This window comes from Microbacterium sp. NPDC056736 (assembly GCF_042790415.1).
GTDB lineage: Bacteria > Actinomycetota > Actinomycetes > Actinomycetales > Microbacteriaceae > Microbacterium.
On the sequence record NZ_JBHTZE010000003.1, the window covers coordinates 141081 to 163283 of the forward strand.

General features: G+C 72.4%; 14 protein-coding genes. 10 read left to right on the forward strand and 4 right to left on the reverse strand.

Annotation, left to right across the window (positions count from 1 at the left end; genetic code table 11):
- Positions 1 to 24: 24 nt before the first annotated feature.
- Entirely contained in the window at positions 25 to 1041 is a 1017-nt protein-coding gene (locus ACFRAL_RS08100; protein WP_378881551.1) for a LacI family DNA-binding transcriptional regulator, read from the reverse strand.
- A 191-nt stretch (positions 1042 to 1232) separates the two neighbouring features.
- Here ACFRAL_RS08100 and ACFRAL_RS08105 point away from each other — a divergent pair, with 191 nt between their 5' ends.
- The 5 genes from ACFRAL_RS08105 (at position 1233) to ACFRAL_RS08125 (ending at position 9444) form a co-directional block, all read left to right on the forward strand.
- A complete protein-coding gene (locus ACFRAL_RS08105) occupies positions 1233 to 3269 on the forward strand; it encodes a beta-galactosidase (protein ID WP_378881554.1) in 2037 nt (678 codons plus the stop codon).
- A 35-nt stretch (positions 3270 to 3304) separates the two neighbouring features.
- Positions 3305 to 4534: a maltose ABC transporter substrate-binding protein gene (locus ACFRAL_RS08110; RefSeq protein ID WP_194395841.1), complete on the forward strand. Its 1230-nt coding sequence runs from the start codon at positions 3305 to 3307 to the stop codon at positions 4532 to 4534.
- 142 nt (positions 4535 to 4676) lie between these two features.
- Positions 4677 to 6290, forward strand: a complete 1614-nt coding sequence (locus ACFRAL_RS08115) for an ABC transporter permease subunit (RefSeq protein ID WP_378881557.1) — start codon at positions 4677 to 4679, stop codon at positions 6288 to 6290.
- Complete coding sequence (locus ACFRAL_RS08120) at positions 6290 to 7204, forward strand: sugar ABC transporter permease (RefSeq protein WP_378881560.1); 915 nt, start codon at positions 6290 to 6292, stop codon at positions 7202 to 7204. The genes ACFRAL_RS08115 and ACFRAL_RS08120 overlap by 1 nt, the downstream gene beginning before the upstream one ends.
- 41 nt (positions 7205 to 7245) lie before the next feature.
- A complete protein-coding gene (locus ACFRAL_RS08125; RefSeq protein WP_378881562.1) occupies positions 7246 to 9444 on the forward strand; it encodes a glycosyl hydrolase 53 family protein in 2199 nt (732 codons plus the stop codon).
- A 20-nt stretch (positions 9445 to 9464) separates the two neighbouring features.
- Here the strand turns inward: ACFRAL_RS08125 and rsmI are convergent, their stop codons facing one another.
- Positions 9465 to 10283 carry a 16S rRNA (cytidine(1402)-2'-O)-methyltransferase gene (gene rsmI / locus ACFRAL_RS08130; RefSeq protein WP_378881565.1) on the reverse strand — a complete coding sequence of 273 codons (819 nt, stop codon included), beginning with the start codon at positions 10281 to 10283 and terminating at the stop codon, positions 9465 to 9467.
- A gap of 23 nt (positions 10284 to 10306) precedes the next feature.
- On the opposite strand from rsmI, the gene ACFRAL_RS08135 reads away from it, so the two are divergent.
- Positions 10307 to 11890, forward strand: coding sequence for a dolichyl-phosphate-mannose--protein mannosyltransferase (locus tag ACFRAL_RS08135; protein ID WP_378881568.1), 1584 nt, complete (start codon positions 10307 to 10309; stop codon positions 11888 to 11890).
- Positions 11891 to 11899: 9 nt separating this feature from the next.
- Here ACFRAL_RS08135 and ACFRAL_RS08140 read toward each other — a convergent pair whose 3' ends face one another.
- Positions 11900 to 13762: a thioredoxin domain-containing protein gene (locus tag ACFRAL_RS08140; protein WP_378881571.1), complete on the reverse strand. Its 1863-nt coding sequence runs from the start codon at positions 13760 to 13762 to the stop codon at positions 11900 to 11902.
- A gap of 26 nt (positions 13763 to 13788) precedes the next feature.
- Positions 13789 to 14625: an aldo/keto reductase gene (locus ACFRAL_RS08145; RefSeq protein ID WP_336396508.1), complete on the reverse strand. Its 837-nt coding sequence runs from the start codon at positions 14623 to 14625 to the stop codon at positions 13789 to 13791.
- 89 nt (positions 14626 to 14714) lie between these two features.
- On the opposite strand from ACFRAL_RS08145, the gene hrpA reads away from it, so the two are divergent.
- The 4 genes from hrpA to ACFRAL_RS08165 all read left to right on the forward strand — a co-directional run bounded on the left by hrpA (position 14715) and on the right by ACFRAL_RS08165 (position 22203).
- Positions 14715 to 18689, forward strand: coding sequence for an ATP-dependent RNA helicase HrpA (hrpA, locus tag ACFRAL_RS08150; protein WP_378881575.1), 3975 nt, complete (start codon positions 14715 to 14717; stop codon positions 18687 to 18689).
- Between the two features lie 82 nt (positions 18690 to 18771).
- A complete protein-coding gene (locus tag ACFRAL_RS08155; protein ID WP_378881578.1) occupies positions 18772 to 19713 on the forward strand; it encodes a zinc-binding alcohol dehydrogenase family protein in 942 nt (313 codons plus the stop codon).
- A gap of 82 nt (positions 19714 to 19795) precedes the next feature.
- Complete coding sequence (locus ACFRAL_RS08160; RefSeq protein WP_378881581.1) at positions 19796 to 21181, forward strand: O-acetylhomoserine aminocarboxypropyltransferase/cysteine synthase family protein; 1386 nt, start codon at positions 19796 to 19798, stop codon at positions 21179 to 21181.
- Between the two features lie 29 nt (positions 21182 to 21210).
- Positions 21211 to 22203 (forward strand): Gfo/Idh/MocA family oxidoreductase, encoded by a 993-nt coding sequence (locus ACFRAL_RS08165; protein ID WP_336396512.1) that lies wholly within the window; start codon positions 21211 to 21213, stop codon positions 22201 to 22203.

The window sequence follows — 22203 nt, forward strand, 5'->3', positions numbered from 1 at the left end:
GCGCGCCCTCCGCGCATCCGCGGGTCAGGCGCTCTCGCGCACGATGAGCGTCGTCGGCAGGGTGATCGGCCCAGGCGCCCCGCCGGCGATGACGTCGAGGAGCAGCGAGACCATCTCGTCGCTCAGGCGCTCCCACGGCTGGCGCATGGTGGTCAGCGGCGGCATGTGCGTGGCGGCGAGCCCCGAGTCGTCGAAGCCGGCGACCGCGATGTCGTCGGGCACGCGCAGTCCCGCCGCGCGCAGGACCGTCACGGCGCCTGCCGCCATGCGGTCGCTGGCCGCGAACACGGCGTCGATGTCGCGCGTGCGCTCGAGGAGCCGGGACATGGCGGCGGCTCCGGAGTCCTGGCTGTAGTCACCCTCTTCGACCAGGGTGGGATCGAAGTCCTCACCCATCTCCTGTTCGAACCCCACGAGCCGGAAGCGTCCGCCGGGGGTGTCGTGGGGGCCGGCGATCATCGCGATGCGGCGATGCCCGCGCCCTCGCAGGTAGCGGGTCATCTCGCGAGCCGAGCCGATCTCGTCGACGGAGACGGTGGGCACCTGCGCCTCGTGGCCCAGCGGGATGCCGCAGCACACGGTGGGCACGCCGGCCTCGAGCAGCTCCTCGACGAGCGGGTCGGCCTCGTGCGACGAGATGAGCAGCACGCCGTCGACGTGACCGGCGCTGACGAAGTGGGCGACGTTTGCCCGCTCGGCGGGCGTGCCGGCGACGAGGAGGACGAGGGTCATCGACCGCTGCGCCAGCGCCTCGGCCGCGCCGCGCAGCAGGAGCGCGAACGTCGGGTCGTCGAACAGCAGGTGCTGCGGCTCGGTGAGCAGGAACGCCAGCGAGCCGGCGCGTCCGGTCGCGAGGCTGCGCGCGGCGTGATTGGCGGTGTAGCCCGTGCGGCGGATGGCCTCCTCAACCGCGGCGCGCGCGTCGGGCGAGACCCAATGGCCTCCGTTGATGACGCGTGACACCGTGCCCCGCGACACGCCCGCCGCCGCGGCCACATCCCGGATCGTCGGCTTGCGCCGCACGGTCGTCGACTCCCCCACGACGAGCGACTCTACTCCCGTCGGGAGGCGTCGCCGGTGCCGACACGAAGAGAACCTGGGACCGGTCACAGTTCGATAACGGTTGCGGGCGCACCCCTGCCGCACGATGTCGGCGCGGGTAAGACTGTGACCGGTCCCAGTCGGCGCAGCCGCGTGACCGCCGATCCCACCCCCGACCCGATGGAGCGTCCATGACCTCGCCCGACCGCTGGCCCGAGATCCGGGGCATCGCCTACGGCGGCGATTACACCCCCGAGCAGTGGCCGAGAGAGGTGTGGCGCGAGGACGCCGCCCTCATGCGCGAGGCCGGGGTCAACCTCGTCAGCGTCGGCATCTTCGCGTGGGCCCTCATCGAGACGAGCGAGGGCGTCTTCGACTTCGCGTGGCTCGACGAGCTGCTGGACCTGCTGCACGAGAACGGCATCGCGGTCGATCTGGGAACGCCCACCGCGTCGCCGCCGGCGTGGTTCTTCGCCGAGCACCCCGACGCGCGGGTCGTCTCCCGCGACGGCGTCACGATGGGTTTCGGCGCGCGCGGCATGGCCTCGCACGCCTCACCCGCGTACCGGGCGGCGATCGTCCGCATCGCGTCGGCCCTGGCAGAGCGCTACGGCTCGCACCCCGCGGTCGTGATGTGGCACGTCCACAACGAGTACGGCGTCCCGGTCGGCGAGGACTACTCCCCCCAGTCGGTGCGCGCGTTCCGCGAGTGGCTGCGTGAGAGGTACGGCTCGCTCGATGCGCTCAACGCGGCGTGGGGCACGGCCTTCTGGGGCCAGCGCTACGGCGAGTGGGAGCACGTCGGCGCCCCCGCCGCGGCACCGTCGGTGGTCAACCCGGCGCAGCGCCTGGACTTCGCGCGGTTCACCGACCACCAGCTGCGCGCGTGCTTCATCGCCGAGCGCGACGCCATCCGGGCGCACGCCTCGCAGCCGGTCACCACCAACTTCATGGCCAACCAGAGCTGGACCACCGACATGTGGGCGTGGGCGCGCGAGGTCGACATCGTCTCGGACGACCACTACCTGTGGGCGGCCGATCCCGAGGGCGAGATCGGCCTCGCGATCGCCGCCGACCTCTCCCGCTCGGTCGGCGGCGGAAAGCCGTGGATCCTCATGGAGCACTCGACATCTGCGGTCAACTGGCAGCCCCGCAACGTCGCCAAGCGCCCCGGAGAGATGGCGCGCAACTCGCTCAGCCACCTCGCGCGCGGGGCCGACGCGATCCTCTTCTTCCAGTGGCGCGCCTCCCGCTCGGGGGCCGAGAAGTTCCACTCGGCGATGATCCCGCACGCCGGCACGTCGTCGCGGGTGTGGCGGGAGGTCGTTGGACTCGGCGACGCGCTCGGACGCCTCGACGAGGTCCGCGGCTCCCGCGTGGACGCCGACGTCGCGATCCTGTGGGACTTCGAGTCGTTCTGGGCGCAGGACCTCGAATGGCGCCCGTCGGTCGACGTCTCCCACGCCGAGCGGGTCCGCGCCTTCTACGAGCGGCTGTGGCGCGACGGCATCACGGTCGACTTCGCACTGCCCGGCCACGACCTGTCGCGCTACAAGCTCGTGGTCGCCCCGGCGCAGTACCTGCTCGGCGCCGCCGACGCCGCGAACCTCACGCGGTACGTCGAGGCGGGCGGGACCCTCGTCGTCTCGTTCTTCTCGGCGATCGTCGACGAGAACGACGCGGTCCATCCCGGCGGCTTCGCGGCACCGCTGCGTGACGCTCTCGGGCTGGTCGTCGAGGAGTTCCTGCCGCTGCGCGAGGACGCGCGGCACGCCGTGCAGTGGTCGGGGGCGGCATCGGCCACGACCCTCTCCGCGGATGCGTGGCAGGAGGATCTCGTCGTCGCCTCCGCCGAGGTCAAGGGGACCTACGTCGACGGCCCCGGCGCCGGCAAGCCCGCCATCACCCGCAACGCGCACGGAGCGGGACACGGCTGGTACATCAGCACGCGGCTGGATGCCGCCGGCCTGCGCGCGGTGATGACCGACGTCTACGCCGACGCGGGGGTCGCCCCCGCGGCGCACCCGGAAGGACTGGAGGTCGTCGTCCGGCGCGGCCACGTCGCCGACTTCGCGGTCGCCATCAACCATCGCGACGAGCCCGCCGCGTTCGCCGCCACGGGCGTCGAGCTGCTCAGCGAGGCCGCCGTCGACGGCGAGCTCGTCGTGCCGGCCGGAGGGGTCGCGGTCGTCCGCACCGACCGTGCCGGCACGGCCGAATCGTCCTGACCCTGCAAGATCCATCCACCACCGAAAGGGAAACCATGCGAAAGCAGATCGCACTCGGAGCGCTGGCGCTCACGGCAGCGGTCGTCCTCGCCGGCTGCGCCGGCGGCGGCTCGTCCGACGACGGCGATGAGGCCGAAGGCAGCGGCGCCGAGCTCGTCATCTGGACCGACGAGGAGCGCGAGCAGGCCATCTCCGACGCCGCAGCGGCGTTCGAAGAGGAGACCGGCGCGACGGTCACGCTCGTGCAGAAGAACTTCGAGGACCTGCGCAACGACTTCATCGCCCAGGTGCCGACGGGCGAGGGCCCCGACATCACGGTCGGCGCACACGACTGGCTGGGGGCGCTCGTCGCCGCCGGCGTGGTCGACACCATCGACCTCGGCGACAAGGCGTCGGAGTTCGAGCCCGTCGCCCTCGAGGCGATGACCTACGACGGCCAGCTCTACGCCCTCCCCTATTCGCTCGAGACCATCGCGCTCGTGCAGAACGCCGACCTCGTGGGCGAGGAGGCGCCGGCGACGTGGGATGACATGATCCAGCGCGGGCTGGCCTCCGGCGCCGAGCGCCCCTTCGTCATCAACACCAACGGCGAGACCGGCGACGGCTACACCATGTACGGGTTCCAGACCTCCTTCGGCGCCCCGGTGTTCGTCCAGGACGACTCCGGCTCGTACACGACCGAGGTCGGGATGGGCGGTCCCGCGGGCGAGGCGTTCGCGACCTGGCTGGGCGCCAACGGCTCGGCCGGCACCGGCTACATCTCGACGACCGTGGACTACGACATCAACAACGAGCTGTTCAACACGGGCAAGGCTCCGTACACGATCCAGGGCCCCTGGGCGATCAGCGCCTACACCGACGTCGAGAACATCACGGTGAACCCGATCCCGTCGGCGGGCGGCCAGACGGCCGCGCCGTTCGTGGGCGTGCAGGGCTTCTACCTGAGCTCGCAGTCCGAGAACGCGCTGCTCGCGCAGGAGTTCCTGGTGAACCACCTCGGCACCGAGGAGGCCCAGCGCGCGCTCTACGAGGCCGACCCGCGCATCCCGGCCTGGTCGACCCTCGCCGCCGAGGTCGCCTCCGACCCGATCATCGCCGGATTCCTCGCCTCGGCGCAGAACGGCGTGCCGATGCCGAGCATCCCCGAGATGGGCTCGGTGTGGGACCTCTGGAACGCCGCGCAGTCGCAGATCATCAACGGCGCCGACCCCGTCTCGACGTGGAACACCATGGTCGCCGACGTCCAGGCGGCGGTCGCGGGCTGAGCCCGGCCGCCTGACGACCAGGCCGCGGGCGATCGCGGCCGACAGACTCCGGGAGGCGGGTGAGTGCCTCTCCCCGCCTCCCGGACCCCAACCCCGCTCCGCGCACAGGCCGCCGGAGCACATCCCGCGACAGGAGCCGACGGTGGACGCACCCCCTCAGACGACGACGGCCGACGCGCCGCGACCGAGCGAGCCGCACGGCCGTCGCTGGCGCGGCCCCGGCTGGGGCTTCCTGGCGAAGCTCGCCCTGATGGCGCTCGTCAACGCGTTCGGGGTCATGACCCTGCTGAGCGCCTTCCGCGCCGAGTCCTGGCTCGTCTTCTCGGCCACGCTCGTGCTGCTGCTGGCGGCCGACATCGTGTACTTCACCAAGCGCGCGCTGCCGCTGAAGTACCTGCTGCCGGGGCTGGTGTTCCTGCTGGTCTTCCAGATCTTCATCTTCGCCTACACCGCCTACATCGCCTTCACCAACTACGGCACCGGTCACGCCGGCACGCAGGAGCAGGCCGTCGAGGCGGCCCTGATCCAGGGCGAGCGTCGCGTCGAGGACTCCCCCACCTACCCGCTGTCGGTCGTCGAGCGTGTCGGCGAGCTCGGTTTCGCGATCGTCGACGAGGATGGCGACGTGCTCGTCGGCTCGGCGACGCAGCCGCTGGAAGAGGCGCGGGACGCCGAGATCGGCAGCGCCGGAACCCCGTCCGAGGTGCCCGGCTGGGAGGTCGTCCCGCGGGCGACCGTCATCACCGATACCGCCCTGCAGGAGCAGATCGCGAGCCTTCGCGTGCCCGTGTCCGAGGATCCGAACGACGGCTCGGTCCGCACGCGCGACGGCTCGTCGGGCGCCGTCTACGAGTCGACGCTGGTGTGGGATGCCGACGCCCAGACGATCACCGACACCACGACCGGCACGGTCTACAGCGCCACCGCCAACGGCTCGTTCGTCGCCGGGGACGGCTCGGCGCTCCCCGCCGGCTGGTACGTGAACGTCGGATTCGAGAACTTCCTGCGGCTGTTCACCGATCCCGCGCTCGCCCAGACGCTCGCGATGGTCACGGTGTGGACCTTCGTCTTCGCGACGCTCTCGGTCGTGCTGCCGTTCGCGCTGGGCCTGCTGCTCGCGCTCATCTACAACGACGCGCGCCTGAAGGGCCGGCGGTTCCTGCGGACGCTGTACATCCTCCCCTACGCCTTCCCCGCGTTCATGTCGGCGCTGCTGTTCCGCGGCATGTTCAACGCGGAGTTCGGCGTCATCAACGACCTGTTCTTCTTCGGCGCCGACATCAACTGGCTGGGCGATCCGTGGCTGGCCCGTGCCGCGGTGGTGTGGGTGAACCTGTGGCTCACCTACCCGTACTACTTCCTGGTGTGCAGCGGCGCGCTGCAGGCGCTCCCGCAGGACACGCTGGAGGCGGCATCGATCGACGGCGCCGGCCGCTCGCGCCAGCTGCGGTCGATCATCCTGCCTCTCGTCCTCGTGGCGACCGCCCCGCTGCTGATCTCGTCGTTCGCGTTCAGCTTCAACAACTTCACCGTGATCTACATGTTCAACAACGGCGGTCCGGCGATCCCCGGCGCGCCCTATGCGCTGGGCGCCACCGACATCCTGATCTCCGCCATCTACGACATCTCGGGGGTGTCCGGCGGCGCCGCCGACTACGGCCTCGCGAGCGCCCTGTCGATCCTCGTGTTCGCCGTCGTCGGGGGCATCTCGGCGATCGCCTTCCGCCAGACCCGCAAGCTCGAGGAGTTCCAGTGATGTCCACGACAACCGCTGCGTCCGCCGCCTCGACGACCGCGCGCGGCATGGGTGACCGCCGCACCGCGCGCCGTCGCCGCTGGCTGCTCGAGGTCGGCTGGAAGTACTTGCTGGCCGTCGTCGTGATCTTCTACGCGGTGTTCCCGCTCGTGTACGTGCTGTCGGCATCCCTCAACCCGAACGGCACGCTCGCCGCCAGCAACGCCCTGTTCAGCGTGATCGACCTGTCGAACTACGCGGCCCTGGGCGAGACGCGGTTCTGGACGTGGGCGGGCAACACGCTGCTCATCGGCGGCATCGCCGCCGTGGGCGCCGTGCTCATGGGAGCCGCCGCCGCGTACGCATTCTCGCGCTTCCGCTTCGCCGGCCGGCGCCCCGGCCTCACCGGCCTGCTCATCATCCAGATGTTCCCGCAGGCACTGGCCTTCGTGGCCATCTTCCTGATGCTGCTCGCACTGGGCGAGGTCGTGCCCGCGCTGGGGCTCAACTCCAAGATCGCCCTCATCTGCGTGTACCTCGGCGGCGCGCTCGGCGTGAACACATTCCTGATGTACGGCTTCTTCAACACCGTGCCGATCGAGATCGACGAGTCCGCGAAGATCGACGGCGCGACGCACGCGCAGATCTTCTGGCGGCTCATCATGCCGCTCGTGACGCCGATTCTCGCCGTGGTCGCGCTGCTGGCGTTCATCGCCGCGTTCGGCGACTACATCATCGCCAAGATCGTGCTCGTCTCCGAGGAGAACTGGACCCTCGCGGTGGGCATGTACCAGTGGGTGTCCAACCAGCTCGCCTCCAACTGGGGGCTGTTCGCGGCCGGCGCCGTCATCGCGGCGGTCCCCGTGCTCGTCCTCTTCCTGTCGCTGCAGCGCTACATCGTCGGCGGCCTCACCGCGGGGTCCGTCAAGGGCTGACCCCTCCACCTGACACTGATCACCGTCGATCGGAGAATCGCATGTCCCACCCCTCCCGCCCCCGCCGCATCCGGACCGTGCTCAGCGCGGTCGCGGCATCCGTCGCCGTCGTCTGCGCGGGTGCGCTCGCCGTGCCCACCGCCTCGGCGGCAACGGTCGATGACGGGCCGGTCGACGCCGGCGTCTTCGTCGACAGGGTCGACGGCCTCGCCGAGGACTTCGCGATGGGGGTCGACGTGTCGACCGTGCTGTCGCTCGAGGAGAGCGGCGTGGTGTTCCGCGACGCCGCCGGTGACCCGGCCGACCTGTTCGCGGTGCTCGCCGACAACGGCGTGAACTCGGTGCGCATCCGCGTCTGGAACGACCCGTACGACGCGTCGGGCCGCGGCTACGGCGGCGGCACGGTGGACGTGGACCGGGCCGTCCGGATCGGGCAGCGCGCGACCGCCGCCGGCCTGGACGTGCTCGTCGACTTCCACTACTCCGACTTCTGGGCCGACCCCGCCCGCCAGCTGGCGCCGAAGGCGTGGCAGGGGCTCAGCGACGCCGACACGGTCACCGCGCTGCACGACTTCACCGCCGATGCGCTGCAGCGCTTCGAGGACGCGGGCGTGGATGTGCGGATGGTGCAGGTCGGCAACGAGACCAACAACGCCATCGCGGGGCACACGCGTCCGGGGCGCGAGATCGACGCGCAGTTCGCGGCGCTCGTCTCGGCGGGCAGCGCCGCCGTGCGCGAGGTGCTTCCCGACGCCCTCGTCGCCGTGCACTTCACGAACCCCGAGACGCCTGGCCGCTACGCGACCTATGCCGCGGGGCTCGACGCCTTCGACGTCGACTACGACGTCTTCGCGAGCTCCTACTACCCGTACTGGCACGGCGCGATCGACAACCTCACGGCCGTGCTGACGGAGGTCGCCACGACCTACGGCAAGCAGGTCATCGTCGCCGAGACGAGCTGGGCGCACACGCTCGAGGACGGCGACGGCTACCCGAACGTCATCGGGGCGGGCGGCATCACCGGCCAGTACCCGGTGAGCGTGCAGGGGCAGGCGTGGGAGCTGCGCGACGTGATCGCCGCGGTCGCCGCGGTCGGCGATGCCGGCATCGGCGTCTACTACTGGGAGCCCGCGTGGCTTCCGGTCGGGCCGCCGTCCGAGGTCGAGGCGAACCGACAGCTCTGGGAGCAGTTCGGCTCGGGCTGGGCGACGAGCGCGGCCGGCGACTACGATCCCGTCCACGTCGGCGAGTACTACGGCGGTTCGGCGTGGGACAACCAGGCCCTCTTCGCGTGGGACGGCACGCCGCTCGAGTCGCTGCGCACCTTCTCCTACGTGCGGACCGGCGCCGTCGCGCCGCGCGAGATCGTGTCGGTCGAGGAGGTGTCGCTCCTCGTCGTCGACGGCGCCCCGATCGCGCTGCCCGACACCGTCGAGGTCGCCTACAACGACCGCACCACCGAGCAGCACGCGGTGCACTGGAGCGACGCCGTCGCGTGGATCCGCGGACCCGGCACGTACTCGATCCCCGGGAGGACGGACTCCGGGCTCGACGTGACCGCGGACGTCACGGTCGAGGCGCCGAACCTCGTCGTGAACCCCGGCTTCGAGAGCGCCGACATGAGCGCGTGGACGCTCACCGGACCGGCGGCCAGGCAGGAGACGGCCGACGGCTTCGCGGGCGACTACGCCGTCACCTTCTGGAACGGGTCGGCGTACGAGACGTCGGCGTCGCAGACCGTCACCGGCGTGCCCGCCGGAACGTACGTGCTGCAGGCGACGACGCAGGGCACCAACAGCCCCGCCACCGACACCCGGACGCTCGAGGCGACGACCTCGGCGGGCACCTGGACCGCGCCGCTGGAGTTCACCGTGTGGAACGACTTCCACACGGCGACGGTGCCCGGCATCGTGGTGGGAGAGGACGGCGTCGTCTCGATCTCGGCCGAGTTCTCGCTGTCGGCCGGAGCGTGGGGCGTTCTGGACGAGGTGCGACTCGTCGACGCGGCATCGGTGGGCGGCGGGTCGCAGCCCGACACGACGACGCTCGAGCAGGCCCTCGCCGATGCGGCATCCGTCGACCGCGACCGCTACTCGGTCGACTCGCTCGCCGTCCTCGACGACGCGATCGCCGTCGGCGAGGTCGTCCTCGCCGGATCGAAGGCGACCGCTGCGGATGTGAAGGCCGCCACGAAGCAGGTCGACAAGGCGATCCACCGCCTGAAGAAGGTCAAGCGGTAGGGACCGCCCACCGGCGGCGCTCAGTCCCGCGAGGACAGAGACGCCTGATAGAGCTCGCGGCTGGAGTGTCCCGTCACCTGGGACACTTCGGCCGCGGCGTCCTTGCGCCGCACGCCGCCGGCGACGAGGGCGACCACTTGGGCGACCGCATCCGGGAAGGCGACGGCGCGCGCGGCGGCCCCCGCCACCACGATGACCACCTCGCCGCGCACGCCGCCGTCGGCCCACTCGACGAGCTGGGAGAGGGTCCCCCGCGCGACTTCCTCGTGCAGCTTCGTCAGCTCGCGGCACACGGCCGCCCGCCGATCCGCTCCGAACTCGGCGGCCATGTCGGCCAGGGTCGCGGCCACGCGCGACGGCGCCTCGAAGAACACCATCGTGCGAGGTTCGCCGGCGAGGGCACGGAAGGCCGCGAGTCGCTCGCCCTGCTTGCGCCCGACGAATCCCTCGAATGTGAATCTGTCTGTCGGCAGGCCCGACACGGCGAGCGCGGTCAGGACGGCGCTCGGGCCGGGGATCGCCGTGACCTGCACGCCCGCCGCGGCGGCCGCGGCGACGAGCCCGTAGCCGGGATCGCTCACCGTCGGCATGCCGGCGTCGCTCAGGACGAGCACGTCCCCGTCGCGGGCGAGGGCGACGAGCTCGGGCGCCCGCTCCTTCTCGTTGTGGTCGTGCAGGGCGATCAGGCGCGGGCGGTTGCCGACGCCGAGCGCGGCGAGCAGGCGCTGCGTGGTGCGGGTGTCCTCAGCGGCGACGACCGTGGCGCTCTCCAGCGCCTCGACCAGCCGGCGGGAGGCGTCCCCGAGGTTTCCGATCGGGGTCGCCGCGAGGATGATCACGCCCTCAGCCTAGACTTGACCGGGTGACGGATGCCCCGCGGCTCGAGACCGACGAGACCGCCGCGCCGCTCCTCCCCCCGGCCCGGCCGAGCCTCTACGACCGGTTCACCCGCCGCCTCGGCGAGGACCCACGGGCGGCCCGCCTCTACGCCTGGCTGGGCCCCGCGATCGTCCTCCTCATCGCCGCCGTCCTGCGCCTGTGGAATCTCGCCGCCGCGCACGACCTGATGAACCAGTTCGACGAGACGTACTACGTCAAGGACGCCTGGACCCTGCTGAACCTGGGCTACGAGGGCTCGTGGCCGGCCGACGCCAACGACCGATTCCTGTCGGGCGATGTCGACGCCTTCACCGACGAGCCGTCGTTCGTCGTGCACCCGCCGCTGGGAAAGTGGATCATCGCGCTCGGCATGATGGCGCTCGGCCCCGGGTCCGGCTGGGGGTGGCGGATCACCGTCGCGCTGCTGGGCACGGCAGCCGTCCTGGTGCTGATGCTGATCGCGAAGCGGCTCACGCGCTCGACCACGTTCGCCGTCGTCGCGGGCCTGCTCATGGCGGTGGACGGACTTGCGATCTCGATGAGCCGCGTCGCGCTCCTGGACACGCCGCTGACGTTCTTCGTGCTGCTGGGGTTCCTGTTCGTCCTGATCGACCGCGAGCGGACGATGGGCCGCATCGCGGAGACCGTCGCGGCGCGGTACGACGGCGACGAGCCGCCGTCGTGGGGCCCGCTGCTGTGGAACCGGCCCTGGATCGTCGCGGCGGGCGCGGCCATCGGCGCCGCCAGCGCCGTCAAGTGGTCGGGGGCGTGGGTCCTCGCGGGGCTCGGGATCTACCTCGTCGTGACCGACGCGCTCGCGCGGCGCCGTGCCGGCGTGCTGCTGTGGCCGACGGATGCCGTGCGCCAGGGTCTGGTCACGTTCCTCCTGTTCGTCCCGGTCGCGGTGGTCGTCTACGTGGCGTCCTGGACCGGCTGGCTGGTGACCGACAGCGGCTACGACCGCAAGTCCGGCGGCACGGCGCTGGAGAGCCTGTGGCGGTACCACGTCGCGATGTACGAGTCGACGTCGGGGATCGTCGCGCACCACGCCTACGCGAGTCCCGCGTGGCAGTGGCCGCTCCTGCTGCGTCCCACCGGGATCTACTACCGCCAGGACGCGTTCGGCGTCGACGGCTGCCAGGCGGCGAACGGCTGCTCCGAGGTGATCTCGTCGATGCCGAACCCGCTGGTCTGGTACGCCGGCGTCGCCGCTGTCCTCTACCTCGCCTACCGGTTCGTCGTGGCCCGCGACTGGCGCCACGCGATCGTCCTGACCGGCGTCGCGGTGACCTACGTGCCGTGGCTCTTCCTCCCCGACCGCACGGTGTTCCAGTTCTACACCGTGGCGATCCTGCCGTTCCTGCTCCTCGCGGTGACCTTCGCCCTGAGGGACATCGCCGGCGCGCACTCGGCGGACTCCTACCGGCGACTCACCGGTCAGCGTTTCGTGCTCGTCTTCCTCGGCGTCGCGCTGGCGCTGGCCGCGTTCTGGTACCCGATCATCTCGGCGATGAACGTGCCCTACGACTTCTGGCACCTGCACATGTGGCTGCCGAGCTGGGTCTGACGCGGCCCCTCAGGCGTCGAGCTGCGCGGGGTCGGTGACCGGCAGCCGGCACGCGAAGTCGCGGCAGTCGTACGCCGTCGGACGACCGTCGCGCATCGCCTTGTCGGCGAAGAGCCCGAAGCCGGCATCCGCCCACGCCGCCGCCTGCTCGGGCGAGACGACCACCACGGCGTCGGCACGGATGCCGCGTGCCCGGCCCGCCATCGGTGCATCGGGGTCTGCGCTCACGACGACCACCTGCCGCGGCGCGGCGGCCAGGGTCGTGGCCACCCGCAGGAGGCCGCCGTACGCGAGCGGCTGCGAGAGCGCGGCTCGGATGTGGGTGCCGACGAGCCGCCCGGCGAGGACGCGGTAGTCGTCGCCGGCCCCCAGGATCCACAGGGCGGCGGCCGCCTCGGCGAGGGATGCCGCGCCCGACGGCTCGTCGGCGTCGGAGGCGGTGTCGGGCGCGCCGATCCCCTGCCGCGACAGCAGCGGGTCCCCGCCGCCGGGCACGACGGCGGCGCCGCCGTCGTCTTCGGCGGCGGCGGCACAGGCGTCGACGAGCGCCCGCGCGGTCACGGCGTAGGCGACCTCGCCGGTCGCCGCGGCGAGCGCGAGGAGCCCGGACGCCAGCTGGCCGTGGTCGGCGAGGGTCGCGCGGGCGCGGGAGGGCACCTCGTCCAGCGAGGCCCTCACGAGCCGCCCCTCGGCATCGATGTTCACCTCGAGCACGGCGTCGGCGGCCCACCGCGCCGCCTCGATCCACGACGGCTCGCCCAGCCGGGCGCCGGCGCGGGCCAGTGCGCCGATCGCGAGGCCGTTCCACCCGGTCACCACCTTGCCGTCGACGGCGGGCGCCTCGAGCAGCTCGCGCGCGGTCGCGTCGCGGAGGTAGTAGCCGCCCTCGCTGCGCACGCCGGCGATCCACGACTCCGAGTCCTGCGCGGCGCCGAAGCCGCCGCCGGGCTGCTGCAGGACCTCGGTGAGGAAGCCGGCGACGCCGCGCGCGACGTCCTGGCGGGCGGGTGCCGCGTCCATCGCGACGTCGAGCAGCTGTGCGTTGTCGGTCAGCATGCGCTCGTAGTGCGGCACCGTCCAGTCCGGACGGGTGGCGTAGCGGAAGAACCCGCCCTCGACCCGGTCGCGCAGCTCGGAGGACGCCATCGCCTCCAGCGCCCGGTCGGCGACGGCGGACGCCTCGGGCGCCCTGTCGCGCACGAGGATGGACTGCAGGAACCGCAGCGCCGTCGCGACCGGGAACTTCGGGGCGGGCGCGGCGGGATCGCCGAACCCGCCATGCCGAGGGTCCTCCCGCGCCGCCAGTGCCACCGCGGCCGCCGCCAGCTCGTCCGCCGTCGGCAGCTCGACGTCACCGGCGGGCGCCGCGGCGCGGACGTCGGCGAGCGCGTCGGCGACGGCGTCTGCGGTCGCATCGATCTGATCGCGGCGCTCGGTCCAGGCCTCGCGCACCGCGGCGAGCACCTGGCGGAACGACGGCATGCCCGCGCGGGGCTCGGGCGGGAAGTAGGTGCCGGCGTAGAAGGGGCGCCCCTCGGGCGTGGCGAAGACCGTGAGCGGCCAGCCGAGGCTCTGGGCGAACGCGGCAGCGGCGGCCATGTACGCCGCGTCCACCTCCGGGTGCTCCTCGCGGTCGACCTTGATCGACACGAACCCGGCGTCGAGCTCGGCGGCGGTGCGGTCGTCCTCGAACGACTCGCGAGCCATGACGTGGCACCAGTGACAGGTCGAGTATCCGATCGACACCATGACCGGGACGTCGCGTCGGCGCGCCTCGGCGAACGCCTCCTCGCCCCACGGGAACCACGCGACGGGGTTGCCGGCGTGGGCACGCAGGTAGGGGCTGGTGGCCTCCGCGAGACGCGGGTTCACGGCATCCGCTCCCTCGGCGCTCGTGGTCAGTTCACCTCGTCGGGATGCGCGCTGACGCGGCCCGAGCCGTCGCCCGGGTCCATGGCGTCGATCGCGGCGACCTCATCGGCGGTGAGCTCGAAGTCGAAGACGTCGAGGTTCTCCTCGAGGCGCTCCCGGCGCACCGACTTCGGGAAGACGATGAAGCCCTTCTGCAGGTGCCAGCGCAGCACCGCCTGCGCGGGCGTCTTCGCGTGCGCGGCGGCCGCGGCGGCGACGGGCTCCGCGTCGAACAGGTCGTACTTGCCCTGGCCGAGCGGACCCCACGACTCGATCCGCACGTCGTGCGCCGCGGCCCAGTCGGTGATCTCGCGCTGCTGGTACGCGGGGTGCAGCTCGATCTGGTTCACGGCGGGCACGACCCCCGTGGCGGCGACGATCCGCTCGAGGTGCGGGACCAGGTGGTTGGAGACGCCGATGCTGCGGGTGAGGCCGGCGTCGCGGAGCTCGACCATCTTCTCCCAGGCGTGCACGTAGTCGTCCTTGGCGGGCGTCGGCCAGTGCACGAGGTAGAGGTCGACCTTCTCGAGGCCGAGCTTGCCGAGGCTCTCGCGGATGGCGGCGTGCGGCTCGTCGTCGTGGTGCCGGTCATTCCACAGCTTGGTGGTGATGAAGAGCTCGTCGCGGCCGATCCCGCTCGCCGCGATCGCCTTCCCGACGCCTTCCTCGTTGCCGTAGATGGCGGCCGTGTCGATGTGGCGGTAGCCGACCTCGAGCGCCTCGGCGACGGCCCGCTCGGTGTCGGCGGGCGGGACCTTGAAGACGCCGTAGCCGAGCTGAGGGATCGAGTTGCCGTCGTTGAGGGTCACGCTGGGGACTGTCATGCGTTCAGCCTAGGCGCGTCCGCGCGGGCGCGGCCGGGGAGGCTCCACGCATCGCCGTCAGCGGCTGCGACGGGATACGATCGAAGGCTATGTCTGCGCCCGAGCCCGTCATCTCGTATCCCCCCGAGCTGCCCGTCAGTGCGGCGCGGGAGGAGATCGCGCACGCCATCCGGGATCACCAGGTCGTGATCGTCGCCGGCGCGACGGGCTCGGGCAAGACGACGCAGCTGCCGAAGATCGCGCTGGAGCTCGGTCGCACGCGCATCGCGCACACCCAGCCGCGCCGCATCGCCGCGCGCACGATCGCCGAGCGCATCGCCGAGGAGCTGCGGGTCCCGCTCGGCACGACCGTCGGCTACAAGGTGCGCTTCACCGACAAGGTGTCGGAGGACACCCGGATCGCGCTCCTCACCGACGGCATCCTCCTCAACGAGATCCACCGTGACCGGCTGCTGCGACGGTACGACATGATCATCGTCGACGAGGCGCACGAGCGCTCGCTCAACGTCGACTTCCTCCTGGGGTACCTCCACCGCATCCTGCCCAGGCGGCCCGACCTCAAGGTCGTCATCACCAGCGCCACGATCGACCCCGAGAGCTTCGCGAAGCACTTCGCCCGCGCCGACGGCACGCCCGCGCCGATCATCGAGGTGTCCGGTCGCACGTACCCCGTCGAGGTGCGCTACCGTCCGCCGGCGCAGTCCGGCGACGAGGACTCCGACGACGTGGACGGCATCACCTCGGCCCTGCGCGAGCTCGACCGCGAGCCCGCCGGCGACGTGCTGGTGTTCCTGCCCGGCGAAGCCGAGATCCGCGACGCCGCCGACGCGGTGCGCGGCATGTACGCGAAGGATGCCGCTCCCACCGAGGTGCTCCCGCTCTACGGGCGCCTGTCCTCAGCGGAGCAGCATCGCGTGTTCGAGCCGTCGCGGCTGGCGGGGGTCCGCCGGCGGGTGATCCTCGCCACGAACGTCGCCGAGACCAGCCTCACCGTGCCCGGCATCCGGTACGTCGTCGACACCGGCACGGCGCGCATCTCGCGCTACAGCAACCGCAGCAAGGTGCAGCGCCTGCCGATCGAGCCGGTGTCGCAGGCGTCCGCGCAACAGCGCTCGGGTCGCGCCGGGCGCACCAGCCCCGGCGTGGCGATCCGCCTGTACGGCGAGGACGACTTCCAGACGCGGCCGGAGTTCACCGAGCCCGAGATCCTGCGGACCAGCCTGGCATCGGTCATCCTGCAGATGCTCTCGCTCGGCTTCGGCGACATCTCGTCGTTCCCGTTCCTCACACCCCCCGACTCCCGCGGTGTGAAGGCCGCGCTCGACCTGCTGATCGAGCTCGGCGCGGTCCGCCCCTCCGGCTCCGGCGCCGGACGCGACCACCCCGCTCTCACCGACATGGGCCGCGAGATCTCGCGTCTGCCCATCGACCCGCGCTTCGCACGCATGCTCGTCGAGGCGCGCCGCAGCGGCGTGCTGCGCGACGTGCTGGCGATCGTCGCGGGCCTGTCGATCCAGGACGTCCGCGAGCGGCCGGAGGAGCGGCGCGAGGAGGCCGACCGGCTCCACGCCCGGTTCACCGACCCGTCGAGCGACTTCCTGAGCCTGCTGAACCTCTGGAACCACCTGCAGGAGAAGCAGGCCGAGCTCGGCTCCAGCGCCTTCCGGCGCCTGTGCCGTGCCGAGCACCTGAACTACGTGCGCGTGCGCGAATGGGCCGACGTCCATCGTCAGCTGAGCGCGCTCGTGAACGCGCCACGCGCGTCGACCCGCGCGGGTGCGGGCGGTGCGGTCGCCGACCCCGACGAGATCCACAAGGCGATCCTGTCGGGTCTGCTGTCGCAGCTCGGCATCCTCGACGAGCGCACCGCCGGCGCCTCCGCCCGTGGACGGGGCGGGTCGGAGCGCTCCGACCGCGCCGAGCAGCGGCGCGGCGCCGAGTACGTCGGCTCGCGCGGCACGCGCTTCGCGATCTTCCCCGGCTCCGGGCTGAAGAAGAAGCGGCCGAGCGCCGTGATGGCCGCCGAGGTCGTCGAGACCAGCCGCCTCTTCGCGCGCACCGTCGCCGCGATCGATCCCGCGTGGGCCGAGCCGCTCGCGGGCGATCTGGCGAAGCGCTCGCTCAGCGAGCCGCACTGGTCGAAGGCGTCGGGAGCGGCATCCGCCTACGAGAAGGTCACGCTTTTCGGCCTCGAGATCATTCCGAAGCGCCGGGTGCAGCTGGCCCGGTTCGACCGCCCCTTCGCGCGCGAGCTGTTCGTGCGGCACGCGCTCGTCGAGGGCGAGTGGGACTCGTCGCACCTCGACAAGCGGCTGACCGCCTTCGAACGACGCAATCTCGAGCTGCGGCGCCGCCTCGAGAAGATCGAGGAGCGCGAGCGCCGCCGCGACATCCTGGTCGGCGACGAGGAGGTGTTCCGGTTCTACGACGCACGGATCCCGCGCGACGTGTTCGACGCCCGGTCGTTCGAGGCGTGGTGGAAGGAGGCGTCGGCCCGCACGCCGCGGCTTCTGGACATGACCGAGGCCGACCTCGTCGACGAGGGCTCGCGTGGCGACGAACGCGACTTCCCTGCGCGCTGGACGCAGGGCGACCAGGTGATCTCGCTGGCCTACCGCTTCGAGCCCGGCGCACCCGACGACGGCGTCACGGCCGTGGTGCCGCTCGCGCTGCTCGCACAGCTGCGACCGGACGGGTTCGACTGGCAGGTGCCCGGCATGCGGGACGAGCTCATCACCGCGCTGCTGCGGTCGCTTCCCAAGGCCATCCGCCGGCACGTCGTGCCCGCCGCCGACTGGGCGGCGACGTTCGCCGCGGATCTGGCGGGGCAGGGCCCCGAGGCGCACGACGGCTTGCCGCCGCTGCCGCTGCGCCAGGCGCTCGCCGCCCGCATCCAGCGGGTCGCGAACCAGCCCGTCACCGCGGAGGACTTCGAGCTCGACCGCGTCCCGGCGCATCTGCAGGTCTCGTTCCGCGCGGTCGACGAGCGCGGACGCACCGTGGGCTCGGACCGCGACCTCCGGTCGCTGCAGGAGCGCCTGTCGGACCGGGTCCGCGCGTCCGTCTCGAAGTCGCTCACCGCCCGGGCCGCGTCGACCAGACCGGGCCCCGCGGCGTCGATGGCCGCTGCAGCCCCCGGCGCGGCCGGCCCGGGCGCGGCAAACGGCGCGGCCGGTGCGCAGGCCTCGCCGGGCTTCGCCGAGCGCGCGGGCCTGACCGAGTGGAGCTTCGGAGACCTCCCCGACGTGGTCGACACCAGAGTGGCCGGCGGCGTCGTGCGCGGGTACCCCGCCATCGTCGACGAGGGACCGACGGTCGCGCTCCGGATCGAGGCGACCCCGGAAGCGGCAGCACGGGCGACGCGGCACGGCGTGCGCCGGCTGGTGCTGCTGTCGGTCGCCTCGCCGGCGGCGTACGTGCTCGAGCACCTCACCTCCGCGGAGAAGCTCGCGCTCGCGGCATCTCCGTACCCGTCCGCCAAGGCGCTCATCGAGGACTGCCGGGTGGCCGTGGCCGACGCGGTGATCGCCCGGACGGCGCACGACGGCACGGTGCGCACCCGGGCACGGTTCGAGGAGGTGCGCGACGCGCTGTCGGCCGTCGTCGTCGACGAGCTGTTCCAGACGGTGTCCCTCGCCGCGCGCATCCTCACCGCGGCCCGCGAGGTGGAGCGGACGATGCGCGACGCGAACTCGCTGACGCTGCTGGGGGCGCTGGGCGACGTGAAGGGTCAGCTCGCCGGGCTCGTGTTCCCGGGCTTCGCCGCCCGGACGGGGACCGACCGGCTCGCCCACGTCCCCCGCTACCTGCGCGGCGCGCGGGACCGGGTGCGCGCGCTGTCCGACAACCCCGGCCGCGACCGCCAGCGCATGACCGAGTTCGAGCGCGCGGCCGCGCTGTTCGCCGACGCGGGGGGCACGATCCCGCCGGCAGAGGACGCGCCGCCCTCCCTCGTGAACGCGCGCTGGCTGCTCGAGGAGTACCGCGTCAGCCTCTTCGCGCAGACGCTGGGAACGGCGGAGCCGGTGTCGCTGCAGCGGATCCAGAAGGCGCTGCGCGGCTGAGCGACCGAGTCGCCCGCACATTTGACAGGCTGGGAGTCCCGACGACGCCGACGACCGCCGCGAGACAGGAGCTCTGCACGACATGACCACCGCGATCGCTTACACCGAGTTCGGCGCCCCCGACGTCCTGCGCGTGATCGAGGCACCCGACCCGGTGCCCGGGCCGGGAGAAGTCGCCGTCGAGGTGACGGCGGCGGGGGTCAACCCGATCGACGTCAAGCTCCGCAGCGGCGTCCGCACGTCCGCGCCCATCACCACGCCGCGCCGGGTCGGCAGTGACGGCGCCGGCGTGGTCACCGCGGTGGGCGAGGGCGTCGACGGCTTCCGCGCCGGCGACCCCGTGGTGTTCGCCGGCGCCTCGGGCGCGTACGCGAGAGACGTCGTCGTCGGGGCCGGGCACCTCTTCCGGCGACCGCCGCAGGTGAGCGCCGCCGAGGGCGCGGCGCTGGGCATCCCCGTCGGCACGGCGTACCAGACGCTGCGCTCGCTCGGCGTCGGCTCCGGCGACACGCTGCTCGTGCACGGCGGCTCGGGCGCCGTCGGCCAGGCGCTGATCCAGTACGCGGTGCTCTGGGGCGCGACGGTGATCGCCACGTCGTCCGAGCGCCGGTTCGAGCGCGTGCGCGCGCTGGGCGGCATCCCCATCGCCTACGGGGACGGGCTCGCCGACCGTGTCGGGGAGGCTGCTCCCCGGGGTGTGACGGTCGCGATCGACGCCGCAGGCACCGACGAGGCCCTGCAGACCTCGATCAGGCTGGTCCCGGATCGCGACCGCGTCGCGACACTCGTCCGCGGACGGGATGCGCCCGGCCTCGGCATCCGCGCCTTCTCCGGCGGTTCGCCCGTGCCGCTCACCGCGCAGCAGCAGGCGTGGCGGATCGAGGCCGTGCCGGTGACGCTCGCGCTGCTCGCCGCAGGCGCGTTCTCCGTCGAGCTCGGCCCCTCCTTCGCCCTCGCGGCGGCCGCCGAGGCCCACCGCGCTGTCGAGGCCGGCGTCGACGGCAAGGTCGTCCTCGTCCCCTGACCGCAGGCGCCCGGCGCCCGGCGCCGCAACAGTTCGACATACGACGCGCGCCGGGCAGCGGTGCGGCCCGACAATGCTCTGTATGCCCGAATCGGTCTGCGCGTCCGACACGCCCCACGCCGCCCCGCGCTCCTTCGCGACGGCCCAGGTGCAGGCCGGCTTCGTTCCGGGCGTGGCGGAGAACACCGCCGTGCCCTCGATCCACCAGTCCAACGCGTTCGAGTTCCGCTCGCTCAGCGAGGCCCGCGACCTCTTCGCGCTGCGCAAGGACGGCAACATCTACAGCCGGGCGGCCAACCCGACGGTCCTCGTCTTCGAGCGACGCGTCGCCGAGCTCGAGGGCGGGATCGCCGCGGCGGGCGTGTCCTCCGGCCAGGCGGCCGTCGCGGTCGCGCTGCTGGCGCTGGCCAAGCAGGGTGAGCACATCGTCGCCGCACGCCAGCTCTACGGCGGCACGGTCGACCTTCTGAACGACACGTTCGCCGACTGGGGCATCGAGGTGACCTTCGTCGACCAGGACGACCTCGGAGCCTGGCAGGCCGCCATCCGCCCGACCACGCGCGCCCTGTTCGCGGAATCGATCTCGAACCCCATCGCGCAGGTCCTGGATCTGGGCGCCGTCGCGGCGGTCGCACGCCGCGCCGGCGTGCCCCTCGTGATCGACAACACGGTCGCGACGCCCTACCTCCAGCGGGCGAAGGACTTCGGCGCCGACATCGTCGTGCACTCCGCGACCAAGTTCCTCGGCGGCCACGGCACATCGCTGGGCGGTGTGGTGGTCGATCTCGGCACCTTCGATTTCACGGCGGAGCCCGATCGCTGGCCGCAGCTGACGCAGACCTACGCCCGCGTTCCGGACGGCAGCCTCGTCGAGCGGTTCGGCGCCACCGGCTCCCCCTACATCGCGCTCGTGAAGACCAAGTACGTCCACGACCTCGGGCCCTCGCTCTCGGCGTTCAACGCCTTCCAGCTGCTGCAGGGCATCGAGACGCTCGACCTGCGCGTCCAGCGGCACACCTCGAGCGCGCTGACCGTCGCGCGGTTCCTCGAGACGCATCCGGCGGTGGCGCGCGTGTATCACCCCGGCCTGGAGTCCAGCCCGTGGCACCGCAGCGCGCAGACCTACCTGCCGCGGGGCGCGAGCTCGGTGTTCGCGTTCGACCTCCCCTCGTCGGGGGACGACGAGGCGGACTTCCGCCTCGTCGAGGAGGTCATCGCCCGCCTCCAGGTCGTCAAGCTGGTCGCCAACATCGGCGATGCCCGCAGTCTCGTCGCGCACCCGGCGTCGATGACCCACAGCCACATGACGCCCACCCAGCTGGCGGAGGCGCACATCGGCAGCACCACGGTGCGCCTGTCGATCGGCCTGGAGGATCCGCGCGACATCGTGGAGGACCTCGCCCGCGCGCTCGACCCGCTCGTCGTCGCACCGGGGCAGCCCGCGCTCGCCGAGAGCCGCACGCAGTAGGGGGGCGGACGGGGCGATAGCCTCGGTTCATGACTTCCCCCTCGTCCCTGCGCTGGGGCATCCTCGGCCCGGGCGGCATCGCCCGCGCTTTCACGAGCGACCTCCGCACCGCCGGCCTGGACGTCGCCGCCGTCGGGTCGCGCCGGCAGCAGACCGCCGACGCCTTCGCCGCCGACTTCGGCATCCCCCGCGCCCACGGCTCGTACGAGGACCTGGTCGCCGATCCCGACGTCGACATCGTGTACGTCGCGACGCCGCATCCGATGCACGCGGCGAACGCGCTGCTGGCCATCGAGGCCGGCAAGCATGTGCTGGTGGAGAAGCCGTTCACGCTGAACGCCGCCGAAGCCGCGGAGGTCCGCGACGCCGCCGCAGCCAGAGGCGTGCTCGCGATGGAGGCGATGTGGACCCGCTACCTCCCGCACATGGTCCGCATCCGCGAGCTCATCGCATCCGGCGCCCTCGGCGAGGTGCGCGCCGTCATCGCCGATCACACGCAGCTCCTGCCGGACGACCCGGCACACCGCATCAACGCCCTCGAGCTCGGGGGCGGCGCGCTGCTGGACCTCGGCATCTACCCGATCTCGTTCGCGTGGGACGTCCTGGGCGCCCCGCTGTCGATCGCGGCCTCGGCACGCCTCGGCGACGCCGGCTCCGACACCGAGGTCGCCACCGTCATGGCGCACGAGTCGGGCGCGATCTCGACGTCGCTGTCGGCATCGCGTGCGGCGGGTCCCAACACGGCCACGGTGATCGGCACGCAGGCCCGCATCGAGATCGACCGGGTGTGGTACTCCGCGACGTCGTTCCGCGTGGTCGGACCCGACGGAGCGGTCCGCGAGGAGTACCGCTCCGACATCGACGGACGCGGGATGCAGTACCAGGCGCTCGCCGCCGAGCGCGTGATCGGCGAGGGACGCACCGACTCCGACATCCTGCCGATCGACGAGACGGTCGCGATCATGGAGACCCTCGACGAGATCCGCGAGCTCGTCGGCGTGCGCTACCCCGGGGAGGAGTGA

What these genes read in the sequence shown, in the direction of transcription:
- ACFRAL_RS08145 (WP_336396508.1), bottom strand. Translation starts at nt 14,625, where the DNA reads ATGACAGTCCCCAGCGTGACCCTCAACGACGGCAACTCGATCCCTCAG.
- ACFRAL_RS08160 (WP_378881581.1), top strand. Translation starts at nt 19,796, where the DNA reads ATGCCCGAATCGGTCTGCGCGTCCGACACGCCCCACGCCGCCCCGCGC.
- ACFRAL_RS08155 (WP_378881578.1), top strand. Translation starts at nt 18,772, where the DNA reads ATGACCACCGCGATCGCTTACACCGAGTTCGGCGCCCCCGACGTCCTG.
- ACFRAL_RS08165 (WP_336396512.1), top strand. Translation starts at nt 21,211, where the DNA reads ATGACTTCCCCCTCGTCCCTGCGCTGGGGCATCCTCGGCCCGGGCGGC.
- hrpA (WP_378881575.1), top strand. Translation starts at nt 14,715, where the DNA reads ATGTCTGCGCCCGAGCCCGTCATCTCGTATCCCCCCGAGCTGCCCGTC.
- ACFRAL_RS08120 (WP_378881560.1), top strand. Translation starts at nt 6,290, where the DNA reads ATGTCCACGACAACCGCTGCGTCCGCCGCCTCGACGACCGCGCGCGGC.
- ACFRAL_RS08110 (WP_194395841.1), top strand. Translation starts at nt 3,305, where the DNA reads ATGCGAAAGCAGATCGCACTCGGAGCGCTGGCGCTCACGGCAGCGGTC.
- ACFRAL_RS08125 (WP_378881562.1), top strand. Translation starts at nt 7,246, where the DNA reads ATGTCCCACCCCTCCCGCCCCCGCCGCATCCGGACCGTGCTCAGCGCG.
- ACFRAL_RS08105 (WP_378881554.1), top strand. Translation starts at nt 1,233, where the DNA reads ATGACCTCGCCCGACCGCTGGCCCGAGATCCGGGGCATCGCCTACGGC.